20 protein-coding genes and 2 tRNA genes are annotated in these 25,557 nt (G+C 52.2%); 12 read left to right on the forward strand and 10 right to left on the reverse strand.

Annotation, left to right across the window (positions count from 1 at the left end; all coding sequences use genetic code 11):
- Position 1: 1 nt before the first annotated feature.
- From CHH27_RS27760 to CHH27_RS21305, 6 genes are all read left to right on the forward strand, one after another.
- Complete coding sequence (locus tag CHH27_RS27760) at positions 2 to 577, forward strand: hypothetical protein (RefSeq protein ID WP_157739026.1); 576 nt, start codon at positions 2 to 4, stop codon at positions 575 to 577.
- Positions 578 to 654: 77 nt separating this feature from the next.
- Complete coding sequence (locus CHH27_RS21285) at positions 655 to 1,191, forward strand: imm11 family protein (RefSeq protein WP_198338266.1); 537 nt, start codon at positions 655 to 657, stop codon at positions 1,189 to 1,191.
- A gap of 146 nt (positions 1,192 to 1,337) precedes the next feature.
- Positions 1,338 to 1,700, forward strand: coding sequence for a hypothetical protein (locus CHH27_RS21290; protein ID WP_094073375.1), 363 nt, complete (start codon positions 1,338 to 1,340; stop codon positions 1,698 to 1,700).
- On the forward strand, positions 1,678 to 2,382 hold the full coding sequence (locus CHH27_RS21295; protein ID WP_157739027.1) for a hypothetical protein: 705 nt from the start codon (positions 1,678 to 1,680) through the stop codon (positions 2,380 to 2,382). The genes CHH27_RS21290 and CHH27_RS21295 overlap by 23 nt, the downstream gene beginning before the upstream one ends.
- 199 nt (positions 2,383 to 2,581) lie before the next feature.
- Positions 2,582 to 3,160 carry a hypothetical protein gene (locus CHH27_RS21300; RefSeq protein WP_094073377.1) on the forward strand — a complete coding sequence of 193 codons (579 nt, stop codon included), beginning with the start codon at positions 2,582 to 2,584 and terminating at the stop codon, positions 3,158 to 3,160.
- A 287-nt stretch (positions 3,161 to 3,447) separates the two neighbouring features.
- A complete protein-coding gene (locus tag CHH27_RS21305; protein WP_094073378.1) occupies positions 3,448 to 3,729 on the forward strand; it encodes a hypothetical protein in 282 nt (93 codons plus the stop codon).
- 20 nt (positions 3,730 to 3,749) lie between these two features.
- Here the strand turns inward: CHH27_RS21305 and CHH27_RS27765 are convergent.
- Positions 3,750 to 3,821 (reverse strand) — tRNA-Arg (locus tag CHH27_RS27765).
- A gap of 437 nt (positions 3,822 to 4,258) precedes the next feature.
- Here CHH27_RS27765 and CHH27_RS21310 point away from each other — a divergent pair.
- Positions 4,259 to 7,549, forward strand: a complete 3,291-nt coding sequence (locus tag CHH27_RS21310) for a DEAD/DEAH box helicase (protein ID WP_094073379.1) — start codon at positions 4,259 to 4,261, stop codon at positions 7,547 to 7,549.
- An 82-nt stretch (positions 7,550 to 7,631) separates the two neighbouring features.
- Here the strand turns inward: CHH27_RS21310 and CHH27_RS21315 are convergent, their stop codons facing one another.
- The 3 genes from CHH27_RS21315 to CHH27_RS28665 all read right to left on the reverse strand — a co-directional run bounded on the left by CHH27_RS21315 (position 7,632) and on the right by CHH27_RS28665 (position 10,973).
- Positions 7,632 to 8,777, reverse strand: a complete 1,146-nt coding sequence (locus CHH27_RS21315; RefSeq protein ID WP_094073380.1) for a hypothetical protein — start codon at positions 8,775 to 8,777, stop codon at positions 7,632 to 7,634.
- Positions 8,778 to 8,975: 198 nt separating this feature from the next.
- Positions 8,976 to 10,496, reverse strand: a complete 1,521-nt coding sequence (locus CHH27_RS21320) for a hypothetical protein (protein ID WP_094073381.1) — start codon at positions 10,494 to 10,496, stop codon at positions 8,976 to 8,978.
- 270 nt (positions 10,497 to 10,766) lie between these two features.
- Positions 10,767 to 10,973, reverse strand: coding sequence for a YDG/SRA domain-containing protein (locus CHH27_RS28665; protein ID WP_094073382.1), 207 nt, complete (start codon positions 10,971 to 10,973; stop codon positions 10,767 to 10,769).
- Positions 10,974 to 11,114: 141 nt separating this feature from the next.
- On the opposite strand from CHH27_RS28665, the gene CHH27_RS27770 reads away from it, so the two are divergent.
- Together CHH27_RS27770 and CHH27_RS21330 are read left to right on the forward strand one after the other, a co-directional pair.
- Complete coding sequence (locus CHH27_RS27770) at positions 11,115 to 12,002, forward strand: hypothetical protein (protein WP_157739028.1); 888 nt, start codon at positions 11,115 to 11,117, stop codon at positions 12,000 to 12,002.
- Positions 12,003 to 12,224: 222 nt separating this feature from the next.
- Positions 12,225 to 12,707 carry a thermonuclease family protein gene (locus CHH27_RS21330; protein ID WP_371681761.1) on the forward strand — a complete coding sequence of 161 codons (483 nt, stop codon included), beginning with the start codon at positions 12,225 to 12,227 and terminating at the stop codon, positions 12,705 to 12,707.
- Between the two features lie 2,070 nt (positions 12,708 to 14,777).
- Here CHH27_RS21330 and CHH27_RS21340 read toward each other — a convergent pair.
- The 3 genes from CHH27_RS21340 to CHH27_RS21350 all read right to left on the reverse strand — a co-directional run bounded on the left by CHH27_RS21340 (position 14,778) and on the right by CHH27_RS21350 (position 16,477).
- On the reverse strand, positions 14,778 to 15,215 hold the full coding sequence (locus CHH27_RS21340; protein ID WP_157739029.1) for a hypothetical protein: 438 nt from the start codon (positions 15,213 to 15,215) through the stop codon (positions 14,778 to 14,780).
- 79 nt (positions 15,216 to 15,294) lie between these two features.
- Positions 15,295 to 16,302, reverse strand: a complete 1,008-nt coding sequence (locus CHH27_RS21345) for a site-specific integrase (protein WP_094073385.1) — start codon at positions 16,300 to 16,302, stop codon at positions 15,295 to 15,297.
- 98 nt (positions 16,303 to 16,400) lie between these two features.
- Positions 16,401 to 16,477: transfer RNA gene (locus CHH27_RS21350), tRNA-Arg, on the reverse strand.
- Between the two features lie 439 nt (positions 16,478 to 16,916).
- On the opposite strand from CHH27_RS21350, the gene CHH27_RS21355 reads away from it, so the two are divergent.
- Entirely contained in the window at positions 16,917 to 18,473 is a 1,557-nt protein-coding gene (locus CHH27_RS21355) for a cryptochrome/photolyase family protein (RefSeq protein WP_094073386.1), read from the forward strand.
- Between the two features lie 362 nt (positions 18,474 to 18,835).
- Here CHH27_RS21355 and CHH27_RS21360 read toward each other — a convergent pair whose 3' ends face one another.
- The gene (locus tag CHH27_RS21360; protein ID WP_094073387.1) at positions 18,836 to 19,255 is read right to left on the reverse strand and encodes a septal ring lytic transglycosylase RlpA family protein; all 420 of its coding nucleotides are present in this window, start codon (positions 19,253 to 19,255) and stop codon (positions 18,836 to 18,838) included.
- Between the two features lie 344 nt (positions 19,256 to 19,599).
- On the opposite strand from CHH27_RS21360, the gene CHH27_RS21365 reads away from it, so the two are divergent.
- Complete coding sequence (locus CHH27_RS21365) at positions 19,600 to 21,693, forward strand: GGDEF and EAL domain-containing protein (protein ID WP_208988315.1); 2,094 nt, start codon at positions 19,600 to 19,602, stop codon at positions 21,691 to 21,693.
- Positions 21,694 to 21,849: 156 nt separating this feature from the next.
- On the opposite strand, the gene CHH27_RS28145 is transcribed toward CHH27_RS21365, so the two are convergent.
- A complete protein-coding gene (locus tag CHH27_RS28145; protein WP_208988316.1) occupies positions 21,850 to 23,229 on the reverse strand; it encodes a hypothetical protein in 1,380 nt (459 codons plus the stop codon).
- Position 23,230: 1 nt separating this feature from the next.
- Positions 23,231 to 24,424: a pitrilysin family protein gene (locus CHH27_RS21375; RefSeq protein WP_208988317.1), complete on the reverse strand. Its 1,194-nt coding sequence runs from the start codon at positions 24,422 to 24,424 to the stop codon at positions 23,231 to 23,233.
- A gap of 599 nt (positions 24,425 to 25,023) precedes the next feature.
- Between CHH27_RS21375 and CHH27_RS21380 the strand changes: the two genes are divergently transcribed.
- Positions 25,024 to 25,548: a flavodoxin domain-containing protein gene (locus CHH27_RS21380; RefSeq protein WP_094073389.1), complete on the forward strand. Its 525-nt coding sequence runs from the start codon at positions 25,024 to 25,026 to the stop codon at positions 25,546 to 25,548.
- Positions 25,549 to 25,557: the final 9 nt, after the last annotated feature.

A 25,557-nucleotide genomic window follows, 5' to 3' on the forward strand; every position in this document is an offset into this window, starting at 1 on the left:
TATGATCAAGACAATAAATGAAGCATTAGACTTCTATTCAGGGCAGGAGAAAAAGTTCAGTTCCTTTGGAGCTTCCGTTCTGAAGAAGCGAGCGGTACCAGTGGAGGGACTGAAACAAGTCGCCAGCGATTTAAGTCTTCCAAAAAGCTATGTAGATTTTGTGAATCGGTATTCGGTTGAGGGTGTTACACTGGGTTTCTTTGATTTATGCCCGGGTGACAGCAAGAGCATTTGCAATTCCTTGAAAATGCTGAACGGCGAATTTCAAAATCCGCTGCTTCCCAACAATTTGCTCAATGTGGCTGGCTTTGATGCCGATATTATTGGCGTTGAAAAAGCAACCTCCGAACATGAAGGGGGTTCAGTTTACTTTGTTGATATCACCACAGCGCCTGATGCGAGTGTGAAGTTTCTGGCGAATTCGTTCGAAAGTTTCGTAGTTTTGGCAAGCGCCCTGGATCAAATCGTTCTCGACGAAATCGGTGACCCCACAAATACGATTTTCGAATTGGCTTCAGAAATTGGCTCCTCCGGCCAAGCAGAAAACTGGCGACATATTGCAAGTATGGTTGATTGAAGCGCCCGAAATAGAGAATGAAATAATATTTACTTCGTTCAGATATGTTCAGCGCCAGTAAACGGACGCTGGGTGATGTGCATGATGTGGACAACTGGCTTCTTTGCGACCCCACTCCTTACTTTATGGAGCCGGGGGAATATACAATAGATGTCATTCAAGACGGTGAAGAATTAGATAGCAATGAGAGTGCAGCTTTTGGTGTCCCAGTGCTTAGCATCAAAGCGAAGAATTCTTTGATAGGATTGCCCGAAGTTGACGAGCCCTATTATCACGTGGTTCTGGAACCCGTTAAGATCGAAAACAAACAGGTGGATCAAGATCATTTTGTGATGATCATCGAAACGCAGATCGATTGCGTGGACGAAGAACGATCCGAGTTCCAGAAGTATGAAGAAAACGATCCTGTTCGACCGGACAAGGCGGGACAGTACCGCGGATTCTTCAATTTGGTCATAGACCCGTCGAAAACAGGCGACCATCACATTTTCCGCCTCAAGAACCACCTCGGTTCCATTATCGTGAGCGAGGAAGCTAAAAGGCGTTTTGAAGATGCCGGTGTCACGGGTGCTGTGTTTGACTCTGTGAACGGTGATCAAGCCACAGTTGCATGAACAACTGAACCTGTGGCCTTGGCCACGAAGATCGCTTGCCCGAGCCGAGACCGACTTGGTATTTCCTTGGGAGAATTGTCGCGAATCCCGGATTTTCGTAGATGGTCCGACATTGCAAACACGGTCAAGTCAAGCTGAGTCAAAGTATGCACACAGTCTATCTCGGTTATTCAAACGTGCTGTCAGCTGAGGAGATGAGGGCGTTTTTTGACATCGATCCGGAGCATGAGGAGCGGCTTTCGAAATTCGAACAGGTGTTTGGTTGTGACTATGTGGAACCGGGCAGCTTCGAGATTTATTCGCCTGGCGAATACGAGACTTTTGATTTTGATGCGAAGTTTTTTCGCAAGTTACTGCCCTTCAATCCAGAAGAGAATCTGGTCTCGATGATAGACTTCTCCAAAGTGAAATCGGTGTTTTACGTCGTCAATTCTGGCGTTCGGAAAAGAGCTGCCGAGGGGATTCAATTGCTTGGTCCGATAGAAATTGAAAAATTCGATTTTGAATGAGTTCAAGGAAGGGGTCCCGACCCAGCAAGGCACAGTCAGGTGTCTGGAAAAAGGGGTGGCGATGCCTGCGTTGCTGACGAACTGGAAGAACTTCTGCGAAGGCACTGCCGAATTCGATAAGTCGCATTTTCTGGCTCTTTTTCATCAAGACTATGATGAAGAGGCACTGGCCCAGCTTCTCCGGTTCTTCGATCGCTCAGATCAGCTGATAAAGCGAATTTCGCGTTTCCGCGCAGCCTGGCATAGGAGGCGTAAACGGGAAACACTGCTTTCAGAAATCGAAGCCTGTGCGCTCGCCATGAAAGACCTTGTCGAAAAGTCCGTTGCCTTCGAGGCTTTCGGCGAACGAGATCTGATGGCACTCACCAACCGGGTTACGCCGATTGTTACAGGTTCGGTCGCCGACTTCGAACAGGCAGCTCAGGCGGATTGGCCCAATCGCGAGAAACAGGTCGTGTTGGGCGACTATTTTGATGAGAAATGGTCAGTCCATGGGCCGATCATGGATGCTTTGCTGGAAGCCTTTTACGGCGCCGCAAATTCCTATGACCTTCAGTGGTACCTTGGCGCACCACTCATGGATACAACGGTAGATTTCGAACATTTTCTTCGGCTCTGGGAAGCAGGGTATGACACTGCCTTGACCGAGGTCCATCTGCTTTTGATTCGCGTCTCAGACTAACGTCATAGCGGCATTGGAGTGAGCACCGGGTATGCGCCTCCGGCCCTGTCCGGTGGCGGCAATCCTTTCTTCGCTGTCTCGAAAACGAACGCTCACGTCGACACCTGGCTACATGCCGGCAGGGAAATGCTCGCGTTGCCAGTCGCCTTCCGGCCTCCACCGAGACGGCCCTCATCCTCCACTCCCAAAGGAAAATCCCTTGAAAAAGCTTCTATTTGCATCCCTTTGTCTGATTGTCGGCGCCTGTCAGACGGACACAGGAAACACGCTGAAAACGGTCGACGACACCACGGCGCAAAAGCTTGAAAAGACGCTGCAAAGCGGCAAGACCGTTATCGTTGGCGATGTCTATTTCGAAGACAGGTATTGTGGTGGCAGCTCGATCTCGATGGTGAATGTTGCGACCAAGGAGCATCAGCTGATTGCCAACGGCGCAGTTGTCAGTCTTGGTCTGTGGAAGGATACGGCGGTTGTGAAGCCGGGTACCTATCGCATCACCGCCGTCAAGTGCGGCACGTCGGTGGTGAAGCTTGGCGGCAACTGGGCCGACATCCTTGTCGGAACCGACAAGCTGAAGAAGGCCCTGGCGCCGACCTTCTCGGTGAAGGAGGGAGAGGTTCGCCACATCGGTACGTTGCGGATCAGCGTGATCAAAAAGGAAACGCTGTTTTCAAACGCCAGGGTGATCGTGACCCGTGAAGCGACCACCCCCGAGGCGAAGGCGAGGGCGCAGCAAGCGCTGGCGAAAATCGGTCGGCCGGTGCAGTTCACGAACTAGCGCTAACGGGAGAGGTGGTCCGGCTGCCGTTTGGTGCTGCGGACCGCACGGCCCGCCAGCAGTGCCCTGAGAGCCTTCTGAGATCTTTCAAACCAACACCGATGTCGCGGCCGGCGGCCATGTCGCTATCGCCGCCGGCCGCGATCTTGTCCTGAAGAGCGCGGATGAGGCGGATCGAAGGGCCCCCGCCACATGCCATAAGCGCGGCGCAAGGCCCGAAACGCACCGCCCGGCGAGGACGGGACGTTCCGGTTGGCTCCTGCAAATTTTAAGCGTCACCTGTCGAGATGGAAGACGGACCGGCCGAACTGACCCAGCGGGAACGCGAAGCCTGCGTACAGATGCTCAGCAGCTTGCTGGAGGAATACACTCGCGACTACCTGGTTGGTGAGAGAGGCGACACCGAACTACATGCTTCGATTGCCAAAACCGCAGAAGCACTGCGCAAGACTGCATCGGATAAGGTGTTGGTCGCCGGTGTCCAGTCGACAATGAACGCCGTTCTGGAGCGGACGCGCTGGGAGTGTAACCGGTGGTTACTTTTCGAAAAACCACATTCGATCAAATGATGCTAAGTCTTTGAAAAATATGGCGCACCCGAGAGGATTCGAACCTCTGGCCTCTGCCTTCGGAGGGCAGCGCTCTATCCAACCGGCCTCGCGGCCTAGACACAAAAGACTGTTTGAAAACAGCTGCTTGAACGCAGTCTACGATCTTTTGAATCGCTTCGCAACGGGTGTTATGGACGTTTGGTGTGCCCGTGTTGTGCCAGGAGTGTGCCGGTGTAGACACCAGCTTCCCAGACTTCCGCCCCCGTCTTTTTACAAGATTACTCTGTTAACTCGAAGGGGGGAGGATGCTGATGCCCCTGGGGGTGGGGGCTTTGTACATAACCCCTAGGTATTTTTGCTTTTCTAGAACTTGTCCAAACCAAAAAGGCCAGTGTCTGAGAAACCCATCGAGGTTACTTCTCACATCTAATAGGTGTAATGTTTTAAACTTCTAACGAATCGATTCCATTGGCGTTTGAAACTCGATGAGACAAATGTCGATCTTTTTGTATTTAGAGTTTCCATAAACACAGGATGTTGCACGGGCATGATTCCTCATTGGTTTGGAGAAATTTCAGTTCCAGAATTGCCTGAAAGGAGAGCCAAGGTTGGCGGGAACACGGTGTTTCAACGCGTTTTTCTTGGCGCCACCACAAAGGCGAAAATGTACTCGGCAGAGTTTCCGGGACATGAACTAATCGAGGCGGAACTGAATGCTCCGTTCAACAATTTTCTAATGCGGAAGAAAGGTGCACGGCGGGTCAATACAGACCTACCGGTTCTAATTTCGACTGAAGAAATCGATCTTAAAAATTTACCTCGCACCCTGTCGTTAGAATGGGACAGCTTCGGGATTCTTGAGCGGTATGCAAATACTCCTGATGAAGTTATAGCCAGTTGGGATGGCCATTTTAGTTTTCGAACGGAAAACGAAGAGAAAAAATTGCCCGGGCTCAGAGCTCCGCAGATTGGTGCGCTACATGCGATTTCAGCACACTTTTCAGTTGGCAATGAACATGAGGCTGCCACCGTGGTTTTGCCAACAGGCACCGGCAAAACTGAAACAATGCTTGCAACACAGGTCTATAGGCAGCTCAAACGCACCTTGGTAATTGTGCCCAGTGACGCGTTACGAAGCCAGATTTCAAAGAAATTCATTTCACTTGGTGTGCTTTCTCAAGCTGGGGTCATTCCTCATGAACTGGCAAGGCCAAAAGTCGCGGTAGTTTCTACAGGCATTAGGTCCGTTGACGAAGCTAAGGAGCTTGTAAGCCAGGCGAATGTCATCGTTGCACTTCCTAACTCGCTAGAGAGCTCCAATCCCAATGCTGTGGTCGAATTGGCTTCAAGTTGCTCAGATTTGATGGTTGACGAGGCGCACCACATAACGGCTTCCACATGGCAAAAAGTGCGTAAGCACTTTGAAAAAAAGCGAATATTGCAATTTACTGCCACGCCATTCCGTCGCGATTCAAAACGCATCGATGGCAAGATAATATTTAACTATCGATTGGGTGATGCGCAGGACGCGGGCTATTACCGCCCTATCAATCTCGTGACGATAGAAGAGTATGGTGAGCAATCAATCCGAGATGAGGCAATTGCTAAAGAAGCTATTCGAGCTTTGAGACGCGATAGAGATGAACGCAAGCTAGACCATCTTTTAATGGCTCGTACCCGGACCAAGGAACGAGCGGAGGAAATTTTCTCAATCTATCAACGGTTGGCAGCCGACCTAAAACCAGTCTTGGTCTATTCGGGGCCCGGAAGGATTAAGGCAAATTCCGAAGCACTAAGCAAACTTCTCGATCGAACTGATGGTGGCACCAGAATTGTTGTCTGTGTCGATATGCTCGGTGAGGGTTTCGATCTGCCAAATTTAAAAATCGCTGCATTGCACGACACCCATAAATCGCTTGCAGTTACACTCCAGTTCGTCGGTCGATTCACGCGTAAGGGCAATGAGTCAGAGATCGGCGAAGCAACTGTCGTGACAAATATTGCGGATCAAAAAGCCGAAACGAAACTTGCAGACCTCTACGCTGAAGGAGCCGATTGGGACCGGCTGATAAAGCGTTTAAGTGAAGACCGCATAGAAAAAGAGCTCCGCCTGCAGGACATTGTTTTTGCTCTAAAAGAGACTGGCGACCTTCATGAGAACTTGTCACTTTGGAATCTGAGACCAGCTTTGTCAGGTCAGTTTTTCAGGACAACTTGTTCCAGTTGGACTCCGTTAGCTTACCAATCGGTCCTACCGAATGGGGCAGAAACTTGGCACGCGTTGAGTGACAAAGAGCATGTCCTTGTGGCCGTTGTATGTAGGGTTGCAGATGTAAATTGGGGTAACTATCAGAACGTAGCGAACACGATCTACGACCTCTTGATTGTTCGCTGGGACAAGAAACTGAATTACCTTGCGCTTTATGCAAGCGATTACAATGCACTTCGTTCTGAGCGGATGGCCCAAGCAATTACGGGCGACAAAGCTCAACTCGTGTCTGGTACGCCTATCTTCAAGATCCTGAACAATGTTGAATTGCCGCTTGTGAAGAGCTTGGGCTCGTCAAGGATGGGCGCTATTAGCTTCACTTCCTACTTCGGCCCCAACGTAACAGAGGGGCTGGCTAGTATCGAAAAAGCAGAGTCAGAATTAAACAACATTGCCTGTTTGGGCTACGAAAATGGTGATCGCGTTTTGTGGGGAGGCACTCAACGGCGCGGAAAGATTTGGCAACAGAAATCAGGAACCGTTTCGGATTGGATTGCTTGGACCTCATCCACATGGAGTAAGGTCACTGCCGAAATTGGCACAGGAACTAACATAGTCGACGACTTCCTAAGTCCTATCAAGATGTCAAAGCCACACACTTCCTGGCCAATCTCGGTGCAGTGGGGCGAGCAGGCTCAGATCCGCTTTAACGATCATCAGTTTGTGCGTTTCGACGGAAAAGAAGTGCCGTTATTCAATATCGATCTTGAGTTAGGCGAATATGAAGAAGGCGGCCCAATTATTGTGCGCATCGCGAGCGATTTTGGGGTGTCAGAGTACGCTCTTAATATCGATGAAAATCTGCCTGGTGGCTATCGGCATGACCACTTGTCTGGGCCAGTTTGTAGGTTTCGAAAGGGGCGGGATGAGGCGATTTTGATGGAGGAGTACCTACAAAAAGATCCCTTCATCATCAGATATGCAGACGGTACGTTCTCGTACAATTGTTATCATATCCCATTGAAATTAGACGCTGGGTTGTTTGAAAGGGAGAAACTTGAAACATGGGATTGGAATGGCATTCCGCTCAATAAGGAATCCATGCACAAAGTCGGCGATAAGGCAACAATCCAATTCCGGACTTTCAAAAACCTAGAGACTGACTTTGATGTGATTTTCAATGACGACGGGAGTGGTGAGGTTGCTGACCTTGTTTGCCTCAAAGACGTTGATGAGAGCACTATCCAGCTTTGTCTTGTGCATTGCAAAGGAGCATACAAAGGGCGTGTTTCGCAGGATATTCGCAACTTTTATACCGTTTGCGGACAGGCACAAAAAAGCATTACCGCTAAACATGCCGGTCTGCCAACGCTGTACCACGACCTAAAGCGCAGACAGGAGACTTGGGCTCGCGAAGGTTACACACGCTTCCTCAAAGGAGACATGAAGCAGCTAGCCTATTTTAAGGAAAAAGCCAGGCGAGCAAAAATCGAATTCGAGATGATCTTGGTGCAGCCGGGAGCATCTGCTCAAACAATCACAGAAGACGCGTTGAAGCTTTTGGCAACTACCGAATTGTATCTTTTCAAGACAACGACGGCAAAATTTCGGGTAGTTGTAAGCGAGTGAGATTCCTTAGGCCTAGAAGTACCGAACCACAATTCCCCTCAGAGAGGGGGCAAGCTTTTGTGGGGGAGCACAATTTGGCAATTCAGCCAGGCAGCTCTATCTCTCCGAGTTCTCTAAGTCTGGTGCCGTAAACCTCAATAAGGCAGGCATCATTGCCGCCACACGTATTTCGATATTGCAGCCAGTCACGTTGGACCCCACGAATTCTCTTTTTTGTCGCAACATCTACGTTGTTCATCATCCAAAAATAAATTGCCGCATTAGCGTTGTCTGGCGCCCAAAGCGAAGGGGTGCGACAAATCGCAATTTCGGTTTGTGTTGCCGCTTTTCGGCAGTCAAAGCTGGGGCCATAAATTCCGGTGTCAAGGCCGGCCAATCTAAAACGGGATTCCAGGTCCAAGCAAAAGGCCAACGAACCCATTTCCTGCAGTCGCCTTTTGTTGACTTCACCCTCGCGCATCCAGAGTTCAATCCAGCTTTCATTCGAGACCATTCCTGCGGCAGTTTCCGCTGCTCTGATTGCGTGACGTTTTGCGAATTCTAAGTTGGTCCCAAAGTAGCGTGAGCATCTTTGACCGAGAATAAGATAGAGTGAGAAGCGACTGGCATATTCATCAACAGTCGGTGCCTGCTGAGGTGTAATGAAATCTGAACCGCTTTGCTCGAACACGTCTATTCCTAGTGATCGAGCTTTATCAGGACTCAACAGTAGCAAGTCCTTGGGTCCTGCTAGGGTGAAATATCTAATAGCTTCAATTCGCAGGCCGAGATGCGTTAGAAATGCGCCAACTTCAGCATTCCCCATCCCGCTTTCCCGGAGTTCTCCATTTTCCTCGTGATAAACAGCGTGGAAACCAATTTCCGAATTAGGGTCCATATATCTTCGTGCCCCAGCAACCCATATTAGGGCGCAGGCCGAGTAACACCCAGTGTCAGCAGAAACCATTGTGGCATAATTTCGAAGTCGGATCTCTGCCCCAATTTCGAGGGCATCTTTCACGATACCGCCGGGGCTTTCCAGTATAACCGTCACTTTGGAACTGTCGCCGATGACTTCGATAAATCTCTCAGAATCGCCCAGTTTAATTTCGCCTTTGAGTGTGACGAAATCGGGATAATCGCCAGGGAGGTCAATCTTGTCGAACTCAGCTGCAAAGGCTGAAGTCAAATGAAGTGTCGCAAAGCCGCTCAAAACCAAAAGATAAATGGCTGTTAGAATTACCTGCATCGTGTTTTCGCTATTGTTGTCGTCCTCAACTTACTCACGCGAGAGTAGCAAACGAAATTGACAACTGGAACCTGCCTATTGCCTACAAATCAGTTGCCCTATCGTGAGTGTTTAAATGAATTCGAAAAAGCGTCATTGGATGAGATCTGCGTGCGACTGAACTCCCCGGGCTCAGCCCGGGGGAATTCACATAGGACATTAGTCCCAAGGTGCGGCGGGTTTAGACGCTATGTTGCTCGCGCTATCATAATGGGCGTCGGTTTTCCAAATCTCAAAAATTGTGGAGCTAGGTGCCAATTGCTCAACTTCGGCATCGTCCGCTTCAGGAAATACTATCCCTTGGTCTACACAAGCCTTCCGCACATCCGTCTCAGAGATCATCCAGCTGCGTCTATTCCGGTGCGAGGCTGATGGGTTGAAACCTAGACGGGATAACATCTGGCCAATGCGCATGGGGCTGATTTCTAGATAGCTATGCTCGCTAATGTCCTGATTTTCGCAGTACCTAACGAACGCACCTCGAATGTCACTAGTCGGAATTGGACCTGCATTTCGAGTCGTCATCAGGCTTTGCAAACAGCGTATCAGAACTTCATTTTCGCTCGGAGGCATCAAAGACTCGCGTTGATCCGCGTTACGCTTCGCCAGATCTAGCAGCCGGTCTACCAACCCATCTCTTCCGCTGCTCAGTTCGACTAGCCTCGCTACGGTTAGCAAGGGAAGCAGATTGTCTCGGTCTCGGCCGCTTAAATCGATTCTTCCTTCAATATCCTTTCTGACGCTTTCGACTTTGGGGAGGAGTTGAACCGTATGAAGCCAGAGCCAATCCCGAACCAACATAGGGTCAACTGGCCAATCCGCCACGTTGGTTGGAGACCGTCCTGTCCTTTCTCCATCATCAGATCGCCTTAGCTCGACAAAAATGGAACGAGAAGCTAGGACGTCATCCGGGCTCGAGATCGCAGAGAACCCCTTAGGGCAGTAGACTGGTACATGTTCAGTTACCCAATCACCTTCCCTTTGGCCTTGACGCCTCAGAGAGATTGAAGCGCCGCGCGTCGTACCTGATAGAAACATGTTTTTCTTGTCCGGTTCGAACCCACGCCAGTTTTCGAAGTCATCACAGAAGATCAATCCGCCTAAAGCCGCTGTCTCCCTCAGGGAGGCGAACGTCGATGTTCCTTGCGTGAAAACTCCCATGCTGGCCATTTTCGAAGCAGCAATGGAGGCCTGAGTTTTTCCTGATCCACGTTCTCCTCCGAACCAGAGATACGAGGCAGCATGAAACTCGTTGATCAAATATGTGCTGACGACATAAGCCGCGAGCATTTCAGTCTGTTCTTGTTGTGTTCCGCTGGCGTCGTGGAAGGCAATGAAGGCATCCAGGTTCCTCACGACATCACTGAAGACCTCCGCGTAGCTTGGAAGAGGCTTTTTGTTGATTACGTGGGCATGGTACCCTTCGGCGGATAGGTAGGTGTCAGGGGTAGGCGTTCCAGCCAATTCAAGAGTGAATGGCAGCTCTTCCAGCAACTTGTGACCTTCGATTTCCTGATCTGAATATAGGTTCTGGAAAGTGGCATCGAAAACCACCTTGGCTTGTGTCCGCCGTCCTCTAGCATCAGTTCCATTCAGCCAACAGCAGCCATAACCGATGCCGTCGTGTAGAAAAAAGGGACGCTCCATACGCCGGTTTGAATTTAGATCGATTGTGAACATCTATCACCTTTCAAAAAAAATACGCAGCAACGCTCAAAGGCCCTAACGCCAAAAAATGGACGGTTAGGACGCTTGGGACGCTTTGCAGATAGGATTTTAGGAAAATGCCGGACTCCCCGGCAAAATGGAAAGTGAAGCAGTCGCAACTGTCACTCTACACCTTATAGTAGCATATTTGGTTGTGTTTGTCAACTAAAAAATGCAATTAAATCAAAAGATATTGATGATAGGAGAGAAATTCTTCTTCAATATGGTGTCGCTTAGGCACGTTTAGGTAGCTCCCGCTGAGCACCTTAGATCCAATCCAAGATCTTTGTCGTCAGCGTTTCCACCGGACAGAAAAATGCGTTCTGCACCTTCATTTACTCTGCCAACGATTCCAGCCTGCAGTTGACGATGAACCCCGGCATCGAAGAGAGCGCGCCTATCATCAAATACCTGACCAACGTTCACACCTTCAATTTCACCTATCGGCATACGCACCTCCTATTTGGGCTGTCCCAACCGTCCTTGCCGTCCATCAGCCACCCACTACCCCTTTACCCAATCAAAAATTGATGTTCTGTTACATGCTTACATAGGGTTTAGTTTATTTGTTGCTCAGCCAAGGAGCGTGTCATGAGATTTTTGTTGGCGTCGTTTGCCCTGCTTTTTTGTATCGAATTTGCAATGGCAGATCGGACGGTAATTTCCCCTCCAGAAGGTGAGAATTGGCAGACGAACGCCGAGAGCTTTCTAGAAGTCTATAAACATGTTGAGAAGGTTGGCGGCGGATACCAATATTCAAAATTGGAGAAACGTAGGCCGTTTTCTAGGTCCAAAGATATCCATCTTTTGCGTTGTGTGAAGATGAACAACTACGGCTGCCTCTGGCAACGAACGGGCGATGAACGCTACCCAAGAAATTGGTCCGGAACTCCCGGTCCATCGGGTGAAAACGGAGCGCACGATGGTGCTGGTACCGGCAATGGTCATGCGGTGTTCGAGCATCCAAAATGGTCAATTATCGCTGCGTATCAATGGTTTGAACGGAACACAATGGGAGGTAAAAAAAATCTTACCGTTCTAGAACTCGCTGAAATCTATGCGCCGTGGTGCGATACGATTGGCTCGGCTGGGACCAAGGTTGGTTATACCTATGGTGAGGAGTGGGGCCGAACCTGCCAAGGCGGAAGGAAGCCTCCGGTAGAATTTAATGGGCCTCTTTGCCAAAAGCCTGCGCTGGCAGCCAAGCCCAGCCGTGAACAATGTGATTCATGCAATTGTCCGAACAAAATTGCGAAATATTGGCTGACAGGAATCAACGAACTGCGGGACAACAAGGACCTTGCCAAAGTCGGAATCAATGATCAGCTCGTATTGTTTGACGAAAAAGGGTATCCAAGTGAAGTATTTAAATTGCTCATAAAATGGAAAGTAGGGCTAGAAACCGCAGTATATATGCCAAATCATGATCTATTCGAAGCGGCTGACGAAGTATTTTCTCCGGTATCTTTTGAGGAATAGTAGAATTTATGCTTTCGAATAGGGTAGATGGAGGTGCTTTAGAGGGGGCGGAAATCGTATGTACAGGAGCAGCATAATCATCACGTGCCGGTTTCCGCCGATTGAGGCCACTTCAATAGCTTTCAAAGGCTACGCCAGCGCTTATTTGGGATTCTGCTTCAATTGAGAAAACGATTGATTGCCAACGTGGTTCAGTTTCGACCCCGGCGGCGGAGAAAATTCTTGATTCCCTTCTTGTTCATTCTGATCATTTCAGTGTTTTTCGTTTCCAGAGAGCATTTGCCTAAAGATGGAATGCTGTATGAAGTTGCCAATTTCTGGAATCAGGAATCGAAGTCTGACGATACGAACTTATTGACCTGCAGCACTCTAACAGCGGTCGATGGCGACACAGTCAAATGCGACGGCGTGAACATGCGGGACATGGGGCCAGGAAAGCCCTTCGTTTCAGGGTATGACACTCCCGAGATTATTCGTCCCAAATGCCAGCAAGAACTCGAGTTGGGTAGGGCAGCAAAGGCACGTATGCAGGAGTTGTTGAACCAGCCAGGAGTAAAGGTGTTCGATTCTGGGCAACGAGATAGATATAAGCGGCCTCTGGTCTGGGTCGTCCTTCCAAGTGGTAAGCGTGCTGGATCTGTTCTTTTGTCCGAGGGATTGGCCCAAAAGTGGTTCAAGGGGTATCGGGCAAATTGGTGTGATTGAACTCAATCTAACTATCGGCCGTTGACTGACCGCTGCCTCTTCTTTTGGTAGGTAGTTCTCCGTAATGTCAATTTTAAATTGTACATCACGTTGCAGTCTAGCTACACTCCAGCTGTTAAGGTCAAAAAAGTAGTCAGAGGTTTGGTGGTGTTTAAAAATAAGGTTTTGTATTCATTGGTTTTTGCATTGATGACAACGGCGCTGATAACAAATGCATATGCACATGGTGGTGGTTGCCGGAAAGACAGTCCTCGGGGGCAATGTTGCCACGCCGGAAGTAAGCCCTACCATTGCCACTGACTTTAGGAATAGTGGGCAGCTTTTTCGGTCACTGGTCGGAGTGGTTTTTTCTATTGAGGCGAGTTCCCTTTCATAGAGATTTGTAAGTTCTTGGACAATCAGCGGCCAGCCTAAGCCACCAAGTTCTGCCTCAAAAAGTCAATTGCTTTTCCCAGATGAGGGGTTTGGTCTTTAGGGCGGCAGTTAGGTCAGCAGCTCATTGTAAAGGTTGCTCTGCTGCAGCTTGTCCATTGCAAATCGAAGCTCCCGAAGAATCTTTGGTGCGGAGACATAGTGTTGGGTGCCCAGTGTTTAGAAATTTCCTGCAGTGAGAAACATCTTGTTGACTTGAGTGAAAGCTAGACTTTGAAGCTCTGAAATCGAAACATTTCTGGCTAATGTCATAGAGGCCAAATCCACTGTAATCGCGCTGTTGCATTGGTTTTGAGCGGCGGTGTCAAACATGCTACATCGCTATTGCAAATGAGTGGCTTTCGGTGCCCCCAAAAAAAAATTTGAGTTCGGCCAAATCGAAATCTGCTTGGTGGGCACACATAAATACCGAAGTCAGTAGGCGAGGTGCATTGGATGAAGCTAAGGTGTTTGTTATTTTTTTCGATTTTGGTTTTTTTCGCCGCAAACAACCCAACCATAGCCCAGCCCTCCGAGAAAGTTCGCCATCTCGTTTCTGCAGCTACTCATCTGATCTACCACGAAATTTTTTGCGCTCCACAAGGCTACGAGTATGAGGAGTTACACAGAGTTTTATACGGTAATTTGGTTGGCAGCGACTTAGAATTAAAGAGTTTTACTAACTACATGGTAGTTATGGGTATGTTCTATGGACAGTGGGGTGAGAGCCACACTTACAGTTGCCGTCAATCAACAGAGATTATTGAGCTTCTACTTGAGAACCTTCGGCAATGAAAAAACTAACTCTGGCCGACTTGCTCAGCGGCACTAGTCCGCTCCGAGCTTTCTCGTGTCAGCATGTGTCTACCGCATCAACATTTTCATATCACAGTGCCCAGAAATCGAAGCCACCTGAGGAACGGTCAACCCCATCTCAAAGAACCTGATGATCGCTTTGGCGAAAACAAAGACGCGCCCACACTTTCATACGGCCAGTCTGTCAAGCTTTGAGAGGTTAAAAGCGTTCAATTGCACCTTCCCCAAATACAGACGGTGTAACCAAGTTTCCCCATGCACGCTTCCATGTGAGCTTTTTCGGATTGGTGGTTTGAGCCACGCCTCATACCGTTCTGCAGCCCTTTCGCAAAACCGCTTGCAAAGCCGCCATCGTTACCCGGACGTGTCTCGCAATTAACTTGGTTTCCGAATGTGGTGCAATTGGTAACAAACTTGTCTGGATAGTGCCTTGCCCCTGAGTTTGGTCTTGAGCCAGTCGGCAACATGCTTTTGCACAATGCCCGAGCACGGTTGCAAGACATATCAGGTGCACGAAAAGCTTTATACTTCACTCGCAAAGACCCGCAACTCTCCGCGTGAGCATGAGGTGTAACAAAAAAGATAAGGGTAAAAAGTATTATATATCTCATAATCTTAGTCCAGAATTGAGTGTCAAGCTAGCTTCTGCGATAACATTTTCTCGCAAGGCCTTATTGCAGATAGCGAGGTAGCATTCTCATTAATATGTGACCACTGAATAACGCTTACAAAGATGCGTTCCAAGTCGCCCTAAGCGTCTATGGCTGCTACATTGTCTAACCTCGTATTCAATCAAAAGAATGCCTTGACGGGTAACCATTGTAAGATGCGAGATGGGCCTGATTACTCGCCTTGCTGCAGCTTTATCCTTGCATTTGGGCAAAGCAGTTTGAAAGCCTCTATCGCTTGGAACCCACCATTCGCGCAGGATGGATAGATTGGAAAAACAGTGAGGTTTCCTGTGACTGTAACGGCCCCTTTCGGGCAATTTGCCTGAGCGCTGAGCGTGGGGCCATCGAGAATGCCCTCAGCTTTGTAAAACTCGACGCACTCATCAATTTCCATTGTGCTCTGGTGCACGTGCCCCTCAGTGCAGGACCAAATTATGTCGGGTAACGTGTGTTTGCCAGTCATGGTCGCTTTTTCGGTGTCCAACCCATAAATCTCGGTCACTACACCACCAGGTGTCCTGCATCCTTCGGGAAACGGCAGGGCTGTTGCTGTTCCACATGTACCAAGCAGGGCTATTACAAAGCCCACCAATCCAGCGTTTCTAATCATTTGCTTCGCTCCCAACCATTCATTTCAGCTTACAACCTCTTTGCCCTAAGGCCTTTAAAAGACGATACAGTGTCAGCCGCTATGGACCCTGAACCTCGTTTGTCTGCCTAGAGAGCTTCAGTACCAACTTTTTTGCATCAGCGTGCGCGTATCGCATCAACATTTTCATGTCCCTGTGTCCGCTGATAGAAGCTACTTCAGGAACCGTTAAACCCATCTCGAAGAGCCTACTAATCGCTTCGTGTCTTAGGTCGTGGAAGTGTAGATCTGCCATTTCCGTGTCCCGAAGCATTCTCTTCCAAGCATGACGAAGGGCATCAGCTTCTAAAGGAAAAACCCTATCATCTGCTTTGGGTGTAGCCTGGAGCGTCTCATAAGCTTTTGTCGTCAATGGTATCGTTCGTGAGTAACCGTTTTTGGACTCTAGGATGGCGACAGAGCGTCGTTTGAGGTCCACTTGGTCCCAATGTAGCCCGAGGATTTCACCTCGCCGCATGCCAGTCTCAATGGCGATAATGACGATCCTTTCAATCAGCGGATTTCGCCTTGTTCTTGCCGCTTGAATGAGCTTTTCGAATTCACCCTCCCGTAGCCTTCGTTCCCGCCTTACATCTTTTGCTACCAGTCTGAGGCCGTGAACCGGATTGACCGTGATAGGGATGTCCCACTCTGTCTTGGCGATGTTGAACATGTGCCGGATGATATTGAGCTGTCGCTTTAGTGTCGTGGGGCTGACCTGTTGAAGGCGCTCGTCCCGGTATCTCGCAAAGTCTGCGGTTGTAAGCTTATCGAGGCGAATGTTGCAGATGGGATTACGAAGGAAAGCCGTAAGGACGCACTCTTCTGCCTTTGAGCCGCGTTTAGTCGGCGTGACTTCCTTCTTGTAGAGGACAACTAGGTCGGCAAGCGTTTTAGATTTGAGGGATGTTCTTTTCTGTGGCAGCTCACCTTGGTCTGCCTTGACCTCCATATGCCGAGCCCATTCCTGCGCCTCCTTCAATTGATGGAAAGTCTTTGTCTGCGAAGGGATGCCCTGTCGTCTGATTTGAACGTGATACTTGCTGTTCCGCTTGCGAATGGTCGCCATAATGGATCCCGCTGTGCCAGTGTTGTGCCAGCAGCTGTCCAATCGGAATTTTGCATCTGGGAGGGGAGCTAATTAGACAATTAACTCAACGCGTTATATGGCGCACCCGAGAGGATTCGAACCTCTGGCCTCTGCCTTCGGAGGGCAGCGCTCTATCCAGCTGAGCTACGGGTGCTTCTGGCCGGCAGAGAGACCTGCGCGGCGGATAGAGGGGTCTGATACTAGATCCGGCCGGTCTCGGCAATGGCTTTCTGAAAATTTGGACAAGATATGCCGGCGACCGGCAACCCGGCCGGGCGGAGCTGGCCAGGCCGTGACCGTGGAAGCAGGTGAGGCTGTTCAGGCGTCTCGGTGTGCCGGCCTCGAATGTCGCAAACGCCAAGTGATTGGTGCGCGCGCCGGCGCTGGCGGTCACCACATGAGTGGGCTGCCCGGCAAGGCGCTGGGGTGGTGGAGAATAGGGCGCAAATTCATCGGGCATTGCGGGAAGTCGACGGGCTGCGTGGCTGATGGTGGGAGGCCGCCAGACCATCAGACAAAATTGCAGCCGAAAGTGATAGGCCCTCGCACTTTCTGCGTAGAGAGCAGCAACACCGCTTTGACGGCCGAGACCGATGACCGAAAAAACGACGTGCCGCAATCTTGTTCTGGTCCTTGGGGACCAGTTGACGCCTGGGCTTTCCAGTCTTGTCAGGTCGGACCCTGAACGTGACCGGGTTCTGATGGTCGAGGTGATGGACGAGGCCAGCTATGTGCGCCATCACAGGAAGAAGATCGCCTTCCTGTTCTCCGCCATGCGTCACTTCGCCGAAGATCTGCGCGAGGCAGGCTGGACGGTTGATTATGTGACCCTTGATGCAGCTGGCAATTCGGGCAGCTTCCGGGGCGAGGTTGCACGCGCGGTGAAACGGCTGGGCCCCGCACGGGTCGTCGTCACCGAGCCCGGTGAATGGCGTGTTCTGGACGACATGAAAGACTGGGCGCGGGCGCTGCGGGTGCCGGTCGATATTCTCACCGACACGCGGTTCCTGTGCGACCCTGCAAGCTTTCGCGCCTGGGCCTCGGGTCGCAAGCAGTTGCGCATGGAATATTTCTACCGCGAGATGCGCCGCAGGACGGGCCTGCTCATGGAGGGGGACAAGCCGGCAGGTGGCAAGTGGAACTTCGACACCGACAATCGCAAGCCGGCCAAACCGGATCTCTTCCTGCCCAGCCCGAAACGGTTTGCACCCGACCGGATCACGCAAGAGGTGCTGGACCTGGTCGGCAGGTCCTTTCCCGACAATATCGGCACGCTGGAGCCGTTCTGGTTTGCCGTCACCCGGTCAGAGGCCGAGGAGGCCTTCGCTCATTTTCTGGAAACCGCCCTCGCCGGTTTCGGCACTTATCAGGATGCAATGCTGCGCGGCGAGAAATTCCTCTTTCATTCGGTTCTGTCGGCCTATCTCAACGCCGGCCTGCTCGACCCGCTGGATTTGTGCCGGAAGGTGGAAGCGGCCTATCGCGAGGGGCGCGCGCCGCTGAATGCGGCGGAGGGGTTCATCCGGCAGATCCTTGGTTGGCGCGAATATGTGCGGGGCATCTATTGGCTGAAGATGCCAGGCTATGTCATGGAAAACGCGCTTGGCGCAACAGCGCCGCTACCGGCATTCTACTGGACCGGCGAGACCGACATGTTGTGCCTTTCCGAGGCGGTCGGCCAGACCATCGACGAGGCCTATGCCCATCACATCCAGCGCCTGATGATCACGGGCAACTTTGCGCTGCTGGCAGGGGTTGATCCGGCCGAAGTGCATGAATGGTACCTGGCTGTCTATGCCGATGCCTATGAATGGGTCGAGTTGCCGAACACGCTGGGCATGAGCCAGTTTGCCGATGGCGGCCTCCTGGGGTCCAAGCCCTATATGTCGAGCGGCAACTACATCAACAAGATGTCCGACTACTGCGGTGCCTGCAGCTACGACGTCCGGCAACGGACTGGCGACAAGGCCTGTCCCTTCAATGCACTCTATTGGGATTTTCTGGACCGCAACGCAGACGTGCTTTCTTCAAACCCGCGATTGGCGCAGCCATATTCCAGCTGGAAGCGAATGGACACGGAGAAACAGGGGGCGATGCGGCGACACGCAGGGGAAATCCGGCGCAAGCTTGCCGCAAACGAAAGGGTCTAGCCCTTCCGTTTTCGTCATGTGGGCATCCGGCGTCTTGTGCCAGTCAGGCCTGAGCCGCTTTGCCTCAGCATTTTCAGGGACTTAAAAAAAACGCGCAGCCGGTAAGACTGCGCGAATAAAGTTACTGTGCACGTGGCCCCATCGACCACGGCGGCAACTCTAGCGACATCTTTCGCGATTGTCATTACCGTAAAATATTTTATTTTTTGATTCACCTTTATGCGACTGATCGTTATTCATACTGAGTCATTCGTGAAACAATGTAACGTCTCGATTCATTCACTAGATTCAGCGTTTTATATTTGTCGTGCAATTTTTGATCGTTGCTCAGCGGTCGGGAGCACGTGTGTTTTTCCGACGCGTTATTGGCACTTTTGCGTAGTGTTGGGGCGCAGATCCGGGCTTGTACCGGTTACTTCGACACGGGTAACGCCCTTGTTGACGAAGCCAAGCTCCCTGGCGGCTGCCAGCGTGACGTCGATCACGCGCCCCTTGGCGAACGGTCCACGATCATTGATCCGCACCTTGACGGACTTGCCGTTCGACAGATTTGTCACTTCGACAATGGTGCCGAAGGGAAGAGTGCGATGCGCGGCGGTGAGACCACTCGGATCGGCGCTTTCTCCGCTAGCTGTCTTGCCACCCAGTTTGTACCAGGAGGCCTTGCCGCATTGTTTGAACCCGTTGGCCTGCACCGGCGCTGAAAGCGGCAGTGCCAACAGCGGAAACAGCACCAAAAGCGATGCGCGCAAAAGAGGAGTGTTCGAGAAAATACGCGCCATGAGGGTTTTTCCAGTGCCTTTGCCACATTTTAGACAGAATTCCGCGTCGCCGCGATACCGGGGGCGGTAACATTCCGCTGCGGCACCTTTGCGTCGAGAGCGTGATGAAATTGTGGCGCGTTTTCAGAAGGTCATCGGCATTAATATAAAATAAGAATAAAATTTTATATATTTTTGAATATCGATCATAAACATTTCGTTTACTATAAAAATTCTAAGAGTTGTGAGTATTTTTTCTGTTTCAGTTTTGAGAACTGAACTGTGCTAGTAATTTTGACACAGGGGCGGCGCAGTGTGTGTTTGAGTTTGCGCCATTGGAACGGCAATACTGAAAGGGCGGTCTGGTGCAAGTCAGCCAACGGTTTATTGATGACCGGCTGGAGCAATCCGGTCGTGCAGAAAGCAATACGCTCACAGGATTTCACACTTCCCTGCTGGAAGTGCTCCCGCATGCTGCTGCTTATGTCGCACAGGATGGCAGCATCCTCGTTCACAACAAACACATGAAAACCAACTGTGCAGCCAAGGGCGTGTTTCCCGTGCCCGGCGGCCTGCAGGACCTGTTGACCGAAGGCAGCTGGAAACGCTGCGAGGCGGTGCTTTCAGCCGCGTTCAGTGGCGTGCCGGCCCAGGCCAGCGGAACGATCCTGCTGCGCTCCGGCACTCCCTTTTGTCACCACATGATCTGCACGTCTTTCGTTTCCCTCTCGGGAGAGCGGCAGGCCGTCCTGGTCCAGTTCGACATGGAAGACAGCGCGCAGGATGCGCTCGCCAAGATACCTTCACCCGTACCGGCGGCAAGGAAGCCGGCACGTTCGGAAGGTGAGGCCGGTTTCCTGGAACATTTTCCGGACGATGTTCTGGTGTTCGATAGCGTGGACAGCGCAGAGCAAAAGGCCATCAGGCTGCTAGAGACAATCAACAGCGACTACGACATCGGGCTGTTGGTTGAGGCCTTGCAGACAATCGATAGCGAAGGTGCGCAAAGCCTGTTCATTCCGGAAAACCGCAGCCTCGAGACGGCCGGCTACACCACTGACCGGCAGATGTGTGAAGTTCGTCTCGTACCGCTGCCGGAAGGCACGTCGGCAGAAGCTGTGAGCGGGACGACAATGGCGATCATTCGCCGCAATGTGGATTGCCCGCAGGAAATTGCCGAGAACCGGCGCCTTGCCTATCTCGATCCGTTGACCGGATTGGAAAACCGGCGGGCCTTCACCCGGGCGCTGAAGCGGGAACTCGGCCGCCTGGCCTCCGACAAGGAAACCGGGCTTGCGGTCTATTACATCGATCTCGACGAGTTCAAGAAGGTCAATGACCTCGGTGGCCATGATGCCGGTGACGACATGCTCCTGCGCGTGGCGGCCTGCCTCCGGCTAACGCTGGGCGAATTCGGAACAGCGGCCCGGATCGGCGGTGACGAATTTGCCGGCATGGTTCCGGCTGCCAACGAAGAAGGCGCCCTCGACATTGCCGAGAAGATCCTGGAAGGCTTCGACCGGATCCGGCTGGAGGTCGGCGACCGGGTGTTTACCATCGGTGGGTCCATCGGCGTTGCCTTTGTTGAAAGTGGCCTGTCCTTGCGCGATGCAGATGCGGCGGTTCTGCTCGGTTTGGCGGACAGGGCCTGCCTGCGCGGCAAGCGGTTTGGCGGCAGTTCGGTGCAGATCCACTGTGTGGAATCCACCGAATGTCAGGCGACCGGCGTTGAGAAGGTCGAATTGCCCGAGCCGGGCAGTTTCCGTGGCAATGAGCTGACGCTCTATGCCATGCCGATCATGTGCCTCAAGCGCAACAAGATCTGCGGGTCGGAAGTGTTGCTGCGGCTCCAGGGAGACCGGGCACGCGGTCTGTCCTCCAGGGCCTGGATTTCCGCCGCAGAGCGGTCCGGTTTCATCGCGCAGGTTGATGCCTGGACGCTGGACAAGGTGCTGGATGCCGCCGAGCGCAATCCGGGAAGGTCGATCCTGACCATGAATGTCTCCGCGGAGTCCGCGCGAGATCCGAATTTCCGGGACGGTCTTTATCACCGTCTTTCGGTCAATCCGCTTCTGGCGTCGAAACTCTGCCTGGAAATTGCCGAACGGGACTACCTGCGCGAACCGGCAACGGTGGAATCCTTCTTCAAGTTCGTCACCGAGCTCGGCTGCCAGACGGCAATCGACGATTTCGCCGGTCACTGGCCGGTGCTCTCGCGCCTGACCAGCCTGCGGGTCGAATGGCTGAAACTGGAGGCCGGCCTGACACAGCAGGTTGTCGAGGAACCGGCCAAGGCGGCGATCCTGAACGGCCTCGTCCGGGCGGCGCATGAACTCGGCATCAAGGTAATTGCGAAGCATGTGGAAACGGCCGAAGAGGCCAAGCTGCTGCGCGAACTCAACATCGAAGCGGCGCAAGGCTTCTATTTTGGCCGGCCCGAGCCCTGGCCAGGCGGGTAAAGGCACATCAACACCAAAAAAGAGCGGCCGGGCAGCCGCTCTTTTCTTTTCCAAACTGAACCGCATCGCGTCCAAACGCCTTTACGGCGAAGGAGATCCTGCTGCGTTGGGTGCGGTCAATTTGGGACGCCTGGTTGAGGGGCGGAACCGCTTGTCTCAATTCAGCGTATTCGAAAGCTCCTCCAGGCAATAATGCAACGGGGCGTTCTTCGGCAATGCACAATAGCCCCTGGTCTTGAGCGCTTCCGCCGGCGCGGGGCCTCCCCCGATCAGGATGAGCAGAAAGTCATCCAAAGGCGGCAAATGGGTTTGCGAACTTGCGATGACCTCCTCAAGAGGGACCGTTTCAAGCGCGGTAAGCAGCGGGAGGTTGATCGTGCCACTGGCCCCGGCGGGATACTCATTCAGGTAATGCCGCGCGCCCCAGACGGGATCGCTGAAAAATCGGCCTGCATAGCGTCTGTTCAAGCGGTCATGCTGTATGTCCAGCCCTGACAGGCTGATTTTTCCTGTGCGTGCGCCTTCGTAGATTGCCCGCATTTTTTCGTGAATCTCGGGCCATATTTGCGCTTCCACCGTCGCGCTCAACGAGACGATCGCCCTGTTCTTGCCCATGACAATGAAGTCCGTGCGCGGGTCGTAAGCGGCTCGCATTTCCTGCCGGATGATCCGGAACAATTCCGATCCCTGATTTCCGCCGACATAGTCCATCAGAAGATTGGCGCCAATCTGGTCAACCTCGTCTTCAAACTCCTCGGCCTTGACGAAAAGGATCAGCATCTCGGTTGAGTCGGGGTCCGCGAAATGAATGGTACCGGCTGGCAGGGCAAACGCTTGCTTATCCTGGCCAGTCAATGCTTTTGCCCATCTTGCAAAGGGCAGTGTCCACTGCGCCTCGGGCAGCGCCTTGATCATCCGGATGGCACGGCGTCCGGCCTCCTCGTCTGCGGATCTCAGGATGACCTGGCTGGGGCGCCCGAAACGAAAACGGCCATCGTTTCTGGCGGTGGTTTCGCCTCGAGGATCGTACAGGACAAAATAACCGGCTTCATTCAGAACGTCGGAAGGGCGCCCAGTGTTGCTTGAGATTCTGAGCTTGAGTTCCTGCAGCTCCCTTGCATACCAGCCACTTGTATATTCCGGTTCGAATAGAACGTTTTCCAAATGGGCAAGCGCTTCTGGAAAAACGTCGTCTGCTGCAGAGACGGTGAGGAGCAGATCCCGCCCGTTGATGGTGATGTTGTTCTCGATCCCCTTTATGCGCAGGAGAGCGTCGATGTCATTTGGCGAGTGCTCGGATGTCCCGCCCGAGATCACGCTGGAAAGACCCGCCATCAGTTCGCCGACACGATCCTGTGTCGGCGGGTTTATGGGCCAGACGAGCGTGATCGCGGAGACGCCGTTGCGAAGTGGCGTAAGAGAAACGATCTTGGTGGCATTCGCAGCAGCAACGAGATCTGCACGCACCGGTTGCGATGACACCAGGCAGAGAAACATCAGGAGAGCAACGAAAAGAAAATGTCTGAATGAATGCATCTTAATCTACTTTTTTGGCCAGAACGACCGACGTTGCCGACGGTTTCATAACCTCGGTCGCAAAATCGATGACTTCCTGATCTGTTGTCTTGCTCAACATGTCAGCGAAGACGGAAGGACTGACAGGCGGGTAGCCGTCTGCAGCAACATTATGCAGGAAGGACAGAAAGTCAGCGGGACGACGCATGACATTCCGGGCATATGTCACCTCTTTCTGACGCGCCTCGTCGATCTCTTCGCGGCTGATGGGTTCGCTCAACAGGTTGGCCAGCGTCTTCTTCAGACTGTCATGTGCCGTGTCCAGGTCGAAGCCGGGCATCAATTGCACATCCAGGAAAAGTTCAAGATCGGCATTCTTGACAAAATGCCAGTCCGAGCTGGTCTCGAGAAACCGCTCGTCCTCAAAATACAGGGCCTTGTCCAACCTGTTGATCAGAATGGCTGTTGTAATGAAAAAGGCGCCCTGCATGTCCATGCTGCTCGTGCGGTCCGCAAAATCCACGAACTTTACAAGTTGCAGCGTGTCGCGCATCAGCCTGTTCGATTCAATGTATTCGACCGATCTGAGCGCCGGATCCGGTTTCTGGTCGAGCCAGGGCTTGGCAGGTACCGCTGACGGTTCCGTGTCGCCAAATACCTGCGCAACCAGATCTGCGACGGTGTCCGGGTCGACTTTTCCCGAAACGATCAGGGAAACATTGGACGGGACATAATGCTCCTTGTGAAACCGGTAGGCCTGTTCGAGGCTCAGCCTGGGCAGGTCTGCAATGGTGTTGTTCGCACGGCCGCGCAGGGTGCCATAAAGATTTTGCAGCGCAATGCGTCGCATCCAGCGGTGCGGCGATTGCCTTTCGCGAAGCAGGGTTTCGCGCTGAAGAATGTCGATTTCACTTTCCGCAAAACCTTCCGGCAGACTTGGCGTGTCCAGAACGGCACGTGACAGTCTTAGCAGCATCTCGAGTTCGGAAGGCGCGCCGGAATTCGTGTAAGTCGTCGACACATTGTAGGTCGTGGCGTGGATATCACGCACTCTCGGATTTCTGAATATGGTTGCGTCTGACGAGAACGCGGCAAGGTGCTCTGTCAGATGCGCCGTTCCGGATGGATCCGGGTCATCGAAGGATCCGGAAAGAACGATCAGCTGCACATCGACGCGCTCGAACGCGTCCGTCGGCACAACATAGGCAGCGTGCAATCCGCCTTTTTCCGGGAGCGGTGTTACATCCTGAGCCTGAACGGCTCCCGCCAAGATCAGAAAGAAAAATGATAAAACAAATCCGAATATGTGCATTCCAAGCCTTTGAATATGTCTTTTGAACCAGAAATAAAAGTTGCTCAGAGACTCTTTGTGGAAGGCCCCTGATTTTAGAAACGCATACAGGATATAGGAATTGTTTCAAACAGCTCAATGAAAACGGGTCGCCCCGTGTTCAACTGCGGTCGAAGACATGTGGGCTGCCTATTTTCTCTGTGCCCATGACAAACAGACCTCGCTGAAAATGCTGACGCGACCGGGGGCCGCTTGTGGTGCTCCGGACGCCCGGTCTTCTCAGCTCGCCACCTGTCCAGACAACGCCTGCGGCCCGGGGCGGAACATCCATCCTGGCGGCGCAAGGTGACATTGCTGCCAGGGACTTATGGGGCCTCGGGCCGGGCTCCATGTGACCAAATAATAGGCAGGAAAATCGGTCGTTTTCCGAATTCCGACAAGTGTAACACGTGGAAATGCGGACGAATGACAGCAAAGTCCTGTGCTAGCGTGACCTCATCGAGTGAAAGCAGGTGGGGCCACGTATGAATGTTCTGATTGCCTATGCGACCACTGAAGGACAGACGCAAAAGATCGCCAAATTCATCGAGGTAATCCTGTCGGAAGCCGGTCACCAGGTCCAGTTACACAATGTCAGCGACCCATCCGGCAGGCTCACCGTCAGCGACTATGACAAGGTGATTGTCGCCGGGTCCGTGCATTCGGGAAAACACCAGCCCGACCTTCAGCTGTTTGTCTTTGCAAACCGGAACCGGCTGAGCGACATGCCCGGCCTGCTGGTGTCGGTCAGTCTCGCAGCAGCCTTTCCGGACACCGCAGAGGAAGCCGGGGGCTATGTTGGAACGTTTCTGGAGGCCGCACAGTGGCAACCGACGCAAACAGCCCTGGTTGCCGGTGCGGTGAAGCCGGGTATCTATGACTGGTTTCAGCAGTCAGCCCTGCTCGAGGGCGATCTGGCGGCCCATCTTGACGAGGACCTCAGCGGCACGAAGGAATTCACCGACTGGGAGGATCTGAAGCAGAAGGTGACGGCATTTGCCGGTGCCTGACGGCGAACG

The organism is Labrenzia sp. VG12, assembly GCF_002237595.1.
In the GTDB taxonomy this organism is placed as follows: Bacteria; Pseudomonadota; Alphaproteobacteria; order Rhizobiales; family Stappiaceae; genus Roseibium.

Bases quoted from the DNA above. Each gene is read 5' to 3' on its own strand.
- CHH27_RS21340 (WP_157739029.1), bottom strand. From the start codon at position 15,215: ATGATTAGAAACGCTGGATTGGTGGGCTTTGTAATAGCCCTGCTTGGT.
- CHH27_RS21380 (WP_094073389.1), top strand. From the start codon at position 25,024: ATGAATGTTCTGATTGCCTATGCGACCACTGAAGGACAGACGCAAAAG.
- CHH27_RS21355 (WP_094073386.1), top strand. From the start codon at position 16,917: ATGACCGAAAAAACGACGTGCCGCAATCTTGTTCTGGTCCTTGGGGAC.
- CHH27_RS27770 (WP_157739028.1), top strand. From the start codon at position 11,115: ATGAGATTTTTGTTGGCGTCGTTTGCCCTGCTTTTTTGTATCGAATTT.
- CHH27_RS21310 (WP_094073379.1), top strand. From the start codon at position 4,259: ATGATTCCTCATTGGTTTGGAGAAATTTCAGTTCCAGAATTGCCTGAA.
- CHH27_RS21290 (WP_094073375.1), top strand. From the start codon at position 1,338: ATGCACACAGTCTATCTCGGTTATTCAAACGTGCTGTCAGCTGAGGAG.
- CHH27_RS28665 (WP_094073382.1), bottom strand. From the start codon at position 10,973: ATGCCGATAGGTGAAATTGAAGGTGTGAACGTTGGTCAGGTATTTGAT.
- CHH27_RS21305 (WP_094073378.1), top strand. From the start codon at position 3,448: ATGGAAGACGGACCGGCCGAACTGACCCAGCGGGAACGCGAAGCCTGC.
- CHH27_RS28145 (WP_208988316.1), bottom strand. From the start codon at position 23,229: ATGCATTCATTCAGACATTTTCTTTTCGTTGCTCTCCTGATGTTTCTC.
- CHH27_RS27760 (WP_157739026.1), top strand. From the start codon at position 2: ATGATCAAGACAATAAATGAAGCATTAGACTTCTATTCAGGGCAGGAG.
- CHH27_RS21345 (WP_094073385.1), bottom strand. From the start codon at position 16,302: ATGGCGACCATTCGCAAGCGGAACAGCAAGTATCACGTTCAAATCAGA.
- CHH27_RS21315 (WP_094073380.1), bottom strand. From the start codon at position 8,777: ATGCAGGTAATTCTAACAGCCATTTATCTTTTGGTTTTGAGCGGCTTT.
- CHH27_RS21320 (WP_094073381.1), bottom strand. From the start codon at position 10,496: ATGTTCACAATCGATCTAAATTCAAACCGGCGTATGGAGCGTCCCTTT.
- CHH27_RS21360 (WP_094073387.1), bottom strand. From the start codon at position 19,255: ATGGCGCGTATTTTCTCGAACACTCCTCTTTTGCGCGCATCGCTTTTG.